We start from the raw sequence: 12,117 nt of genomic DNA, 5'->3' as shown, positions 1-12,117 counted from the left end.
CGGATAGGGTGTTTTTTCTTCTGTCCAGATACGATTAGCCAGAACCATATCGTTTTCCAGCCAGTCATTCCGAAAATCCTCTGTCAGCACCTTGTTTGGACCCGCAGACCCTCGGAAGAGAACCGTCACTTCCTCAACCTCACTAGGTTTTTGATTGGGATTGTCTACTACCGCATAGACCTGCTCGCCATTGCCGTGTTCGTTGTCGTAGACTTGAGTAGCATAACCTACACTTCGATCAAATTGGTCCTTCACTTCACGACCAATTGAAATATCCCTATATTCAGTCATAGCCGTCTGTAAATTTTGTTCATTTAAATATTTTGCTTTACTCAAATCACTTTACTCCTTTTAGTAATTTTGAAAGTTTAGGAGAAATAGTATAACCGGAAGACTCTAACTGCCCCTTATCATTTTCTATCAACCCAAAATGAAAATCTAGCTTTTTATCACTATTAAAATATAATCTGACTTCTATTCCCCCCATTGGATTGTAGTACAGGCTTTCGGTATCAATTTCATAAGTTTTTATGATACCATCTTCTGTCAATGCCTTAGGGTCATTGGCTTTCATATGTTCCTCATAGACTTTCTTCGCCTCCTCACTGGTGGCGATTTTAATCATTTTTTCTTTCTCCTGATGTTGGTGCACTGCAAATCCTCCTACTCCAATTCCGATAATGGCTAATAAACAAATGAGAACCTTAAGGCCTTTTTTCATACCCTCTCCTTTATCTTATCCTATCAATCAACTAGATGGCTAATTAACTTATAGTATAACATAATATTTGACACGGCTGAGGGCTTTTTCGGATAAGTTAGTCATGGCGTATCGGGGTAGATTGCAGACTTGGTCTTATTGCCCGTGATATTCCCGATAATGTCATGGGGATTGCGGTAATTGCGAAACTGCTCACGGTGCTCCTGCATATACTTGATTTCCTTGTCTGAAATCATCTGGCTGATGTCGGGACCGTTGTAGGTCGTGCTGGCATAGCCTTGCTTGAGACTGACGTACATGGAAAGAGAACCACCTAAGGAGTGACCGGTCGTGGTGATCGTTGCACGGGGATAGGCCTTTTCGACTGCCTTGGCAAAATCAACTCCCGTCTTAAATTGCGAATCAGTAACGGTAGATGAATTCCGTCCTGAGCGCATGTATAACTTATCTCTTCCCAGCCCAATAGACTGAGCATCAGTTTCGAGATCTTTAGGGTCACCTGCATTCGTCCCCGCATAAGCGATAACGACTTGGCTGGTATCCACATTACCGTCCTTATCCACAGGTGCTACCGCCATGGCCTGCATGCCATTATCTGTGTTGTCTTCAACTTTGAGGACTTTGAATTGACCAAGCCTATTATCTTTCCCGTTGAAAAATATTTTTTCCCTTTTTCGGGATGATAGTCAACATCATCCCGAACCTTCTCAACCCAGTAAGATTGTTCGGCCAACCATTTATACTGTTCTTCTGTAATTGACATATCCCTACTCCTCTAAATATGTAATTTCTATCTGTGAAATATCAATTTTATATTCTTTATCGAGTGTTTTTTTCTTTTCTAATTCCCTAAATCTGCTTATAGGATTGAGCCCCAGAATACCATCAGATTGGCTAAATTCCTCCTTTTCATTTATCGAAATAGTTGTCTCGTAATTCTTATTACTATTTAATCTGAAGGATAAAAGATACATGCCTGTACTTTTATCTTTGCTAAAAGAAATAAAGTCCACAGCATGAACATCATATCCACGCGCTATCCACCTTACCACATTATCCTGTTGTTCCCTAGTTAAAGTTTCTTCTTTATCTCCAAACATACGACATCCTCCTACAATTCCTAATATGCAGATTATTATTCCTAACAAAAGCAAGTACTTGTTTTTGAATTCCATCAGCATCTCCTTGTGTTATGCTATAAAAGAGCTAACTCTCCTAACTTTCTTATAGTATAACATACTATTTGACACGGCTGAGGGCTTTTTGGGATAAATTAGCCATGGCGTACTGGGCATTCATCGAGCCTAGGGAATGACCGTAAAGATTGACCTTGGAATTGGGGTAGGTTTTCATAATCTTATTCAAGGCATCTGAGGCTGCTCGTAATTGGGCAGTTGACTGGTCATAGTTCCGCGGATAGGGTGTTTTTTCTTCTGTCCAGATACGATTAGCCAGAACCATATCGTTTTCCAGCCAGTCATTCCGAAAATCCTCTGTCAGCACCTTATCCGGACCCGCAGACCCTCGGAAGAGAACCGTCACTTCCTCAACCTCACTAGGCTTTTGATTGGGATTATCTACTACCGCATAGACCTACTCGCCAGCGCCAGAAGTATTATCGTAGACTTGGGTGACCGTGCCTATAACTATTTCATCGTTTTTCCCTATAGTAACCTGTTCTCCTTTAGAAGAGACTTCGTACTCTTCTAAAGCGATTTGTAACTCTTCTCCATCAGTATATGTAGGCATTAACATCTCCTCCTAGTTATCCAATAAATTTACTAAACTAGCTGACTTTACACTTCCTGAAATTTCATAATCACCTGTTTCTGACGATTTAATGATTAGCAAGCGTACATACAATTGTTCATCATCATTGAGAATAACTAGTACTGAAAGTCCTCCCATTGGATTATAGTATAATTTTTCTCGTTGAATTTGATAAGATTTTATCAGTCCCTCGTTTGTCAAAGCCCTGTTGTCTAAGTTTTTTAAATATTCTTCAATAACCTTCTTCGCCTCCTCACTGGTGGCGATTTTAATCATCTTTTCTTTCTCCTGATGTTGGTGCACTGCAAATCCTCCTACTCCAATTCCGATAATGGCTAATAAACAAATGAGAACCTTAAGACCTTTTTTCATACCCTCTCCTTTATCTTATCCTATCAATCAACTAGATGGCTAATTAACTTAATCTACAAGAAAATAACCTTCGTTGCAATCTAGATTACTAGAGTTCAACGAAGGCTGTCTTTATATTCCCATAACGGAAGTGTCACACCATTTATCTTCTTTTTGATTAATTATTATCATTTGGGATATTTATAAATCAGTAAATAGTCGTCGCTATCCTCTGACTTAACAAAGTCTAGTGCTACATAGTTTTCTTTTGATGTATCTGTTGTAGAAGAAAGATAGTTCAGCTGTAGCCTCTCTTCAAAACCGTCTCCATAATTTGAGACTGATATTAAAGCCCGAGTGGGATTACCATGCTTTTTGATAATATCTTTAAGGCTAGATCCCCCTACACCCGTTGTAGCATCTCCTACTTTCAAACTATCTATATCTGACTTCGACCAAGTGGACTTATAGGAGTCTTCAGAGGTTGTCTCAACAACATCCGTTTCAAAGCCATAAGCTGAGCCTGAAACTAAAATGATTTTTCCATTATACTGTTTCTCAAATTCCAAATTAACAGTCTTATAATCAGTATTATCTGTAGCTTGGTACTCTAGAGAGAATCGATTACCTGAGTCAGAAATTTCAGCGTTTGACGCTTTTCCATATTTTTTAAGGATGGTTTTAATATCCGTCCCGTTTTTAGCATCATAGCCTGCAAACTCTAAAGATTTAAAGTTCTTAACTGTCCATTTAAACGTGTAATCATCTGGATCAGCAATATAATCCTTAACATCGGTGCTGGTTCCGCTAGTATCATCTTCGGAATCCGTTTCTTCACTATCATCGGATTCTTCTGTTGTTTCCTTTCTGCTATCTTCATAGACAACAGCATCTTTCAGTGAATTAACAAAGACAGCTGCACCACTTGCTAAAAAGACAACGGAAGCTGCTGCAACAGCAATGATAGAGAGAACTTTCTTACGCTTCCAATTCAAAACAAGCGCAACAACAGCAAAAATAATCCCGAAGAATGCCAATACCATGAAGACATGAGGAACTGATGTCACCCAAGATAGAATCAAGAACAGGAAAGATAGGACAAAGGAAATGATTGGCAGAACAATATTTTCTTTGCGTTTAGGGCCTTGAGGTCCTCCAGGCGGAGTGGTATAAGATGGCGGAATCGGTGCTCCAGGCGGAACTTGTCCAGCTTGTTGATAAGGAACCTGCTGATTTGGAGAAATAGGCTCTTGCGGCACTTGATAGTGGGGAGCCGATTCTGTTGCTTGTGAGGCCGGTGCTGAAGCCTGTGTTCCTTGACTCGGAATATCTTCAAAAACAGGGCCTTGAGAAGCTGCCGGAGGTGTTTGATTCTTATCAACTGGTGGCTGATTTTGCGAGGCGGTATTTGCTGTCTCTTCTGGTGAGACACCTTGGTTAAGTTCTTCTGACATATAATCTCCTTAAGGTTTTTTCTCATTATACTATAAGTAGGGCTTGATTTCAATATCTAAAACAAGCCTGAGACAGTCAAGAGCACCTCTAAACTAGAGGCTCCCAATTCTCTTAAGAAAACGCCAACAATAAAGCGCTAGGTAAAAGTCAATCGTTCCATGAACTAAGGTTCCCAGACCAATCAGACCGACCAGCACCCCCACATAAGAAGCGCTTAGCGCTCCGGCATTCGTTAAGACTAAAACGGCAAGAAATTCAAATAGTGCATGAATCAGGTTAATCCCTACAGCAAAACCGAAAGTCAGCTTCGCATTGTCCAGAAGTTTGGGGGATTTTTGCAGCCAATAAGCCCCAATTAGAACAAAGACAAGCTGCGTCAATGCCCGGACAACAATGACAAAAGGAAAACCTGCAAAAAAGAAACCCAAGGTTGTTCCCAAAGCAACTGCTACCGCAACAGCAGGTGAAATAAATAAGGCAATAAAAAGGGGAACATGACTGGCTAGGGTGTAAGAGGCCGGCCCGATAATCAGCTTGATGGGCATAAACATCGGAATGGCGATTCCAAAAGCTATCAAAAGAGCCGAGATGGTTAGATTTTGGACGTGTCGACGAGATGCTTGCAAACTGGACATTCTCTTCCTCCTAAAATGTAATGTCTCCAGTTTACTCTTATTTTTGACAAGCGTCAAGACACCTGTGTTCTGTTATCCCTTGTAGCTGATAGCAGCTCGGTCAAGCGCCGCTGTAATTCGATCAAAAGTCGCCTTGTCTTGACAGGCAATCGTATGAAGATGGATACCATCTGTCAGGCGGCTGAGCAGACTATCTTTATGATCCGCTAATTTTGACAGATAAAAAGCAATATCTTCCTCATCACCGATATTAAGCGGGGCTGTTATGAGACCATACAAGGGATGTTCCACTTCAACATCAAGAATTCTTCCACCATTGGCAATAATCAGCTCAAACTCCTCCTGGACAGCCTCAGGGCCATGCTTGCAGACCACCTTGGCCTGAAACTGGTGTTGAAGTGGCTGAAGCTTTTCTGATAAGAGGTAGCCGCGGTGCGTTGCAATAATATCATGACTTTCTGCTCGCAACAGAGCCACATCACCAACAATAATCTGGCGACTGACTTTCAATTCTTTTGCCAGGCGACCGGCAGCCAAGGGTTCTGGACTGGTTTGTAATAAAGCCAGAATCTGCTGGCGGCGTTCGTTTGCTTTCATCTACCTTGACCATCCTTTTTCTTACTATTGTCTTAAAAGACGTCCGATTTGTCAATTTTCCCAGACCGTGTCAGACAGTATCAGAAAAAAGCCCTGTCTGGCAGACAGGGCTTTTTGATTAACTAATTTGGTCTAACATAGCTGAGATGTGTTCAATTGACTTTTCCCTGCCAAGCAGATAAATCGTATCTGGTAATTCTGGACCGTGCATTTCGCCGGATACAGCGATACGGATCGGCATGAAAAGGTTCTTGCCTTTAATACCTGTTTCCTTTTGGACAGCCTTGATTTGCGGAAAGATATTTTCAGACTGAAATGCTTCATCTGACATAGCTTCTAATTTTGCTTTAAAAGCTTTAAGAACCGTCGGAACCGTTTCAGCTGCCATAACTTCTCTTTCCTGATCAGTCAAGGCTGGAAAATCTTCAAAGAAAAGGTCTGTCAGGGGGATAATTTCATCCACAGAAGTCATCTGTGGCTGGTAGAGCTCTACCAGTTTTTCTGCCTTATCTGTCAAGCGGCCTGCTTTTTCAAGATAAGGCTTAGCCATTGCAAAAATCTTCGAAAAGTCGGCATTCTTGATATAGTCATTGCTCATCCAGTCCAATTTCTTCTGGTCAAAAGCGGCCGGTGATTTGCTCAGGCGTTTTTCATCAAAAAGTTCAATCAATTCCTGACGTGAGAAAATTTCATTTTCACCGCCGGGATTCCAGCCCAAGAGGGCGATAAAGTTAAAAACAGCTTCAGGCAGATACCCTTTTTGGCGGTAATCTTCAATAAACTGCAGCGTATTGGTATCACGCTTCGATAATTTCTTGCCTGTTTCGGAATTGATAATGAGGGTCATGTGACCAAAGACAGGCGCTTCCCAGTCAAGCGCTTCATAGACCATGAGCTGCTTAGGAGTATTGGCAATATGGTCGTCTCCACGAATCACATGAGAGATTTCCATCAGATGGTCGTCAATCACGACTGCAAAGTTGTAGGTTGGATAGCCATCACGCTTCTGAATAACCCAGTCACCACCGATGTTGCCACCTTCAAAGACAATCTCCCCTTTGACCATGTCATTCCACTGATAGATACCGGCTTCATTGACCGCCAAACGAACAGTCGGAACAATCCCTGCCGCCTCACGCTCCGCAATATAGGCTGCTTTTTCAGTTTCTGACATGCCCAAAAACTCATTGATATAACGAGGCGTTTCTCCGGCTGCCTCTTGGCGTTCACGTTCTGCAGCAAGCTCCTCTTCAGTCACATAAGACTTATAGGCCAACCCCTTATCCAGCAAAGCGCTGATGTAATGCTGGTAGATGGCCAGGCGTTCAGATTGCCGATACTGGTCATGTGTTTCAGGGCTTTCATCCCAGTCAATGCCTAACCAGCGCAGATTTTCCAACTGAGACCGCTCGCCGTCCTCAACATGCCGCTTACGGTCAGTATCTTCAATCCGAATGATAAAGTCGCCACCGTAGTGACGGGCATAAAGGTAGTTAAAGAGCGCAGTTCGCGCATTTCCAATATGTAAAAGTCCTGTTGGACTTGGTGCGTAGCGCACACGAATTTGATTTGCCAATAGTCTGTCTCCTGTAAAATTCAATCAAGCTTATTATAGCACAAAAAAAAGCGAGTCACAAAACCGATGACTAGGCTTGTGACTTGCTTTAGGACTAAGTTTTACTTTCCTGTACTTATATACGGATTTAAGACACCTGCAAAAGTCTGCACATTGAGACTTTGAACATAAATTTCTCCTGTGCCGCGGAAGGTATTGACCACTCCTTCCCCCGTACCAATAGACTGCATAAACCCATTTTCCAAATGAATATCATAGTCTAGATCTGCACTCCAGGCAACAACGTGGGCGTTGTCAATCGTGATTTGATTATTCTGCAGGGTAATTTTGCGGATAGAACCAAAAGCATTGGCTAAGAGAGTGCCTTGACCTTCAGTCGTCATGACAAAGAAACCGCCCTGACCGCCAAAAAGCGCACGTCCGACACTCTGTCTTTGCATGGTATAAAAGGCTGACCCGTCAAGCGCCAGAAAAGCACCATCGTTTAGTCGGTACTGCTTCTGCCCCAATTCCAGCGTAATCACCTGACCAGGAACTGATGGGGCAATCGCTAGACGTCCCAAGGGTTCATTTGATATCGCCTGCGTGATAAAGGCTGATTCTCCAGACACAATTGAACGTCCGACAGCCCCAAGCAGTTTACCGACACCATCCCCTTTAGCGTTCAACTTAGTGTTGAGTGACACACCAGGTGTGTGGTAGACCATAGAACCTCGCTGAACATAAGCTGATTCCCCCGCTTCCAATTCAATCTCAACAAAGGGAAACTGACCGCTACTAATCGTATACTTCATCCGATTATCCGCCATGAGTATAATCCTCACTTTTCTTTTTCTTTTATTATAGCGTTTTCATGATTTCTGGGCAAGTCCTGCCCAAAGAGGATAGAGCGCTTTTTCCTAGCTTAGTTAACTTCGGTGATCCGGCCAGTATCAACATCGTAGACAGCTCCTGAAATTACGATGTCGTCTGGGATTAAAGGAGAAGCCTTTAGCAAGTTGACATCATGGCGAACGCTGGCTTCAATGTCATCAAAGGGCAGGAAGTCCTGTCCTTCCACGTCAACACCCAAATCACGCTGCAATTGCTGGGCAAAACTGTCATTGGTAAAAGTCTGGGCACCGCAATCTGTATGGTGCATAACCACGACTTCCCGCGTCCCTAGCTGCTGTTGGGAGATGACTAAGGACCGAATAACATCATCTGTGACACGCCCTCCTGCATTCCGCAAAATATGGGCATCCCCTAAAGCCAAACCTAAGGCCGGTGCCACATGGAGTCTGGAGTCCATACAGGTTAAAATAGCCACTCTTGTTTTAGGTTTCAGAGGCAAGTGCTTATTGCCATGCAAGTCCACATAGGCCTTGTTGGCGTTTAAATAGTTCTCAAAATACGACATAAAATCTCCTTTGCAATCATTAAGCGGTAAGCGTTCACTTATAGAGCATCATACCACTTTTAAGGCCGTCTGTCCTAAACAGGCATCCCTCTATGTCGAGAAAACATGCTTTAGAACCTCACCAACTGTAGCTGCACCAATAACTTGAGTATTGTTCGGAATTTCTAAACCTGAGAGGGCATTTTTAGGAACATAAATTTTGGTAAAACCTAGTTTACTGGCTTCTTTGATTCTTTGCTCCAAGCGATTGACTCGACGAATTTCTCCTGTCAGCCCGATTTCTCCGATATAGCACTCCTGTGGATTGGTTGGCTGCTCCTTATAGCTTGATGCAATAGCAACCGCAACAGCCAAATCAATAGCTGGTTCATCTAATTTGACCCCACCGGCCGATTTGAGGTAAGCATCCTGATTTTGCAGAAGGAGACCGCAACGCTTCTCAAGAACAGCCATAATAAGACTGGCACGGTTGAAATCAAGCCCCGTTGTCGTCCGCTTGGCATTGCCAAAGACTGTCGGTGTGACCAGAGCTTGGACTTCAGCTAGAATCGGCCTGCTTCCCTCCATAGTCACGACGATGGCTGAACCAGTTGCCCCTTCTAGCCGCTCCTCTAAAAAGACCTGACTGGGGTTGAGGACTTCGACCAAACCTTGAGACTGCATCTCAAAAATACCAATCTCATTGGTCGATCCAAAACGGTTTTTGACTGCCCGTAGGATACGAAAGGTGTGCTGACGCTCCCCTTCAAAATAAAGAACGGTATCCACCATATGCTCTAGCATACGAGGACCCGCCAAAGTCCCTTCCTTGGTCACGTGACCGACAATAAAAGTCGCAATATTGTTGGTCTTGGCCAGCTGCATCAATTCGGCGGTCACTTCCCTGACCTGACTGACAGAACCCTGAACACTTGTTATTTCGGGACTCATAATGGTCTGTATCGAATCAATAATCAGGAAATCTGGCTGTAATTTTTCAATTTCAGCCCGAATGGCCTGCATATTGGTCTCAGCATAGAGATAAAACGCATTGTCAATATCTCCCAGACGTTCTGACCGCAGCTTAATTTGTTCTGCTGATTCCTCACCGGAAACATATAAAACCGTTCCTTTATCCGCCAACTGGGTAGAGACTTGCAAAAGCAAGGTTGACTTGCCAATCCCAGGGTCACCGCCAATCAGGACTAGGGATCCTGGAACGACACCTCCACCAAGCACACGGTTGAATTCTTCCATATCCGTTTTCGTACGAGCCACCTGACTAGAGGTGACCTGATTTAGTTTAATGGGTTTCGTTTTTTCACCGGTTAGAGATACCCGCGCATTCTTGACTTCGGCAACCTCAACTTCTTCCACGAATGAGGACCAGGAAGAGCAATTAGGACAGCGCCCCAAATATTTAGGGGAATTATACCCGCACTCCTGGCAAACAAAACTTGTTTTTTTCTTAGCGATGATGATTCTCCTTACTTCGGTTGGTTATCTAATGACTTTAAAATCATCTGGGCAATGGCTTGATTGCCACCAGCTGATTGAGATAAGTTTTGAAATTCTTCTAGTTTTTTCTGATAAGAAACATCTTGCAAAACAGAATAGGCACTGTCTCTTAGTTGCTTTGCAGTAAGTCCTTTATGCGCCACCATTTTTCCCAAATGCAAATCCACCACCTGCTGGGCAACCCGTGGCTGGTCATTTCCCATCGGTATCACTAGCATGGGACAGCCATAATAGAGGGATTCATTGACACTGTTCATGCCTCCATGAGTGATAAACAGTGAGGCTTTTTGCAGAATCTCCAGTTGGGGGACGTAAGGATAGACAAAGACATTATCTGGTAAAGCCCCCAATTGTTCCACTTTTATCGTCTTTCCAATAGACATGATGACGGATACCGGCTGATGCTTAAAGGCTTCAATACAGGTTTTGAAAAAATTGACCGAGGTATTGAGCAAAGTGCCCAAAGAAACATAGATGATGGGGTCTGACATTTCGGAAAAATCAAAGACAGCTTCTCCCCTGTCTCCGATTGACGGACCAACAAACTGATACTTGTCTGCATCAAAATCATCGGCATAAGGCTGAAATTCTCTGACGGTGTAGGTAAAGTTGAGGGCTGGATTATTTCTGGTTATTTCGTTGACAATATCAGGGTAATACCATCCAAAACGCTTTTGCAACCGTCTGGATAAAAAGTTCAGCAAAGGTTTGTAGCGAAAGAAGGCTGTTAGTTGCCCGCCGCCTGTTTGCGCAAAATCGGAAATGACTTGTTCGTTGAGCGCAAAGGTTGAAAAAAGCCGAAACGACGGGATCCCTAAATGGTCTGCCAATGCCTTGCCTGATACAAAGAGCATTTCATAAATCAAACAATCAAAATCTTTACCGACACGAAAAACGGTATCGTAAGCAGCTGAAAAACTGCGAAGTTCTTTACGAGAAGCCGATAAGTTATCCGGATAATTGTCATAGGGGATAAAGTGTGCTCCTGTTTGTTCAACTTTCCCACGCCATTCTGGTGCATGAACATAAGCCACCTGATGGCCAAGCCCAACCAAGACCCTTGCCAATTCAAGCGTGGGATTGGTATGACCAGAAAAAGGCAAGTTGACCATTAAAATCTTTCGTTGGCGTGCGGACATAAAGATTCTCCTTTAATTATGACACCATATCGCTCCCACTTCCTGAGTGTTTTTTGAAATTTCTTTTGATTGGCAACACCCAAACAGGTTAAGTCGACAGCAACTTGATAGCCTAGGGAAGCTGCATTGAGAACAGAACCATTGACACAGCCATTGCCATCAACGCCAACAATTTCCAGACTTCTTGCACGATTTTTTTCTAAAAAACGCTTCAAATAGTGATTGGTAAAGCAAGATATACGGCGTTTTTCAAAAACCTGATTAGATACTAGGGATAGACCATCTACAAATTTTTTAGACTCCTTATTTATCTCCCAAAAAAATCGATTGACCACGTAGATAACCCGATCACTCGGGTAATGGGCAATCTTTTGGTTAACTGCTGTTACTAGCTGGTTCTGATTATAGAGCTTGCCATCGGCAACATAGTCTGTCTGCATATCAATGACTAACAAATATTCTGCCATCTTGTCCTAAACTCCTGTTGAGCCAAATCCGCCTGTCCTCACGCCGTCCGCCTCATCGCCATCGACGACTAAGAAAGGCATAAAGACCCCTTGGACGATGCGCTCGCCGACCTCTAGGATGACTGGTTCATCGGTGATATTTTTCATCTGGGCAAAGATATGGCCTTCATTGGCTGGATTGCCATAATAATCCCCGTCAATGACACCGACAGAGTTGATGAGGACCAGACCTTTTTTGCGGGGGTTGGAGGAGCGGTCAAAGAGGCAGAGGACTTCACCCGCCTGCATGTAGGCCTTGACGCCTGTCGGCACCATCTTAATCTCTCCCGGCGTGATGGCGGTTTCCACCGCCACCTTCAAATCATAGCCTGCTGCATGGGCCGTTTCTCGTTTGGGCAATAAGTTTTCATCTGTAAACTGGCTGACCAGTTCAAAACCGCGGATTTTAGACATTAAACTCTCCTATTTCTGCATGACTCATTTCATTTTATTCGTTAAGAGCTGACAAAA

General features: G+C 43.4%; 17 protein-coding genes and 1 pseudogene. All 18 read right to left on the bottom strand.

Translation table 11 applies throughout. The annotated features are described in order from the left end of the window. A pseudogene (locus A3GY_RS10415) lies at nt 1-336 on the bottom strand (triacylglycerol lipase); the annotation flags it as partial. A gap of 1 nt (nt 337) precedes the next feature. Next, nucleotides 338-721 carry a DUF1310 family protein gene (locus tag A3GY_RS0106520; RefSeq protein ID WP_018030613.1) on the bottom strand — a complete coding sequence of 128 codons (384 nt, stop codon included), beginning with the start codon at nt 719-721 and terminating at the stop codon, nt 338-340. A gap of 101 nt (nt 722-822) precedes the next feature. Next, nucleotides 823-1,308, bottom strand: coding sequence for a Tle-like phospholipase domain-containing protein (locus A3GY_RS0106515; RefSeq protein ID WP_018030612.1), 486 nt, complete (start codon nt 1,306-1,308; stop codon nt 823-825). After that, nucleotides 1,290-1,484, bottom strand: a complete 195-nt coding sequence (locus A3GY_RS09740) for a hypothetical protein (RefSeq protein ID WP_018030611.1) — start codon at nt 1,482-1,484, stop codon at nt 1,290-1,292. Before A3GY_RS09740 ends, A3GY_RS0106515 begins: the two co-directional genes overlap by 19 nt. 4 nt (nt 1,485-1,488) lie before the next feature. Continuing rightward, the gene (locus A3GY_RS0106505) at nt 1,489-1,896 is read right to left on the bottom strand and encodes a hypothetical protein (RefSeq protein WP_018030610.1); all 408 of its coding nucleotides are present in this window, start codon (nt 1,894-1,896) and stop codon (nt 1,489-1,491) included. 64 nt (nt 1,897-1,960) lie between these two features. Then, the gene (locus tag A3GY_RS10455; protein ID WP_018030609.1) at nt 1,961-2,263 is read right to left on the bottom strand and encodes an alpha/beta fold hydrolase; all 303 of its coding nucleotides are present in this window, start codon (nt 2,261-2,263) and stop codon (nt 1,961-1,963) included. 51 nt (nt 2,264-2,314) lie between these two features. Then, complete coding sequence (locus A3GY_RS10450) at nt 2,315-2,476, bottom strand: hypothetical protein (RefSeq protein WP_248681178.1); 162 nt, start codon at nt 2,474-2,476, stop codon at nt 2,315-2,317. Between the two features lie 6 nt (nt 2,477-2,482). Next, entirely contained in the window at nt 2,483-2,863 is a 381-nt protein-coding gene (locus A3GY_RS0106490) for a DUF1310 family protein (RefSeq protein ID WP_018030607.1), read from the bottom strand. Between the two features lie 167 nt (nt 2,864-3,030). Then, nucleotides 3,031-4,296: a hypothetical protein gene (locus tag A3GY_RS0106485; protein WP_018030606.1), complete on the bottom strand. Its 1,266-nt coding sequence runs from the start codon at nt 4,294-4,296 to the stop codon at nt 3,031-3,033. Between the two features lie 93 nt (nt 4,297-4,389). Next, nucleotides 4,390-4,932: a hypothetical protein gene (locus A3GY_RS0106480; protein ID WP_018030605.1), complete on the bottom strand. Its 543-nt coding sequence runs from the start codon at nt 4,930-4,932 to the stop codon at nt 4,390-4,392. Between the two features lie 72 nt (nt 4,933-5,004). Next, nucleotides 5,005-5,529, bottom strand: a complete 525-nt coding sequence (locus A3GY_RS0106475) for a transcription repressor NadR (protein ID WP_018030604.1) — start codon at nt 5,527-5,529, stop codon at nt 5,005-5,007. Nucleotides 5,530-5,647: 118 nt separating this feature from the next. Continuing rightward, entirely contained in the window at nt 5,648-7,105 is a 1,458-nt protein-coding gene (gene gltX, locus A3GY_RS0106470) for a glutamate--tRNA ligase (RefSeq protein ID WP_018030603.1), read from the bottom strand. A gap of 101 nt (nt 7,106-7,206) precedes the next feature. Beyond that, the gene (locus tag A3GY_RS0106465; protein ID WP_018030602.1) at nt 7,207-7,914 is read right to left on the bottom strand and encodes a TIGR00266 family protein; all 708 of its coding nucleotides are present in this window, start codon (nt 7,912-7,914) and stop codon (nt 7,207-7,209) included. 95 nt (nt 7,915-8,009) lie between these two features. Then, a complete protein-coding gene (locus A3GY_RS0106460) occupies nt 8,010-8,504 on the bottom strand; it encodes a beta-class carbonic anhydrase (protein ID WP_018030601.1) in 495 nt (164 codons plus the stop codon). Nucleotides 8,505-8,594: 90 nt separating this feature from the next. Continuing rightward, on the bottom strand, nt 8,595-9,959 hold the full coding sequence (gene radA, locus A3GY_RS0106455) for a DNA repair protein RadA (RefSeq protein ID WP_051048381.1): 1,365 nt from the start codon (nt 9,957-9,959) through the stop codon (nt 8,595-8,597). 11 nt (nt 9,960-9,970) lie between these two features. Beyond that, the gene (locus A3GY_RS0106450) at nt 9,971-11,140 is read right to left on the bottom strand and encodes a macrolide family glycosyltransferase (RefSeq protein ID WP_040803918.1); all 1,170 of its coding nucleotides are present in this window, start codon (nt 11,138-11,140) and stop codon (nt 9,971-9,973) included. Beyond that, nucleotides 11,113-11,607, bottom strand: a complete 495-nt coding sequence (locus A3GY_RS0106445; protein ID WP_018030598.1) for an isochorismatase family protein — start codon at nt 11,605-11,607, stop codon at nt 11,113-11,115. Before A3GY_RS0106445 ends, A3GY_RS0106450 begins: the two co-directional genes overlap by 28 nt. 6 nt (nt 11,608-11,613) lie before the next feature. Next, nucleotides 11,614-12,060, bottom strand: a complete 447-nt coding sequence (locus tag A3GY_RS0106440) for a dUTP diphosphatase (RefSeq protein ID WP_018030597.1) — start codon at nt 12,058-12,060, stop codon at nt 11,614-11,616. Between the last annotated feature and the right edge of the window lie 57 nt (nt 12,061-12,117).

Source organism: Streptococcus ferus DSM 20646 (assembly GCF_000372425.1).
GTDB classification, from domain to species: domain Bacteria; phylum Bacillota; class Bacilli; order Lactobacillales; family Streptococcaceae; genus Streptococcus; species Streptococcus ferus.
Note: the sequence above shows the minus strand (reverse complement) of the source record. Positions and strands in the feature narration are given on the sequence as shown.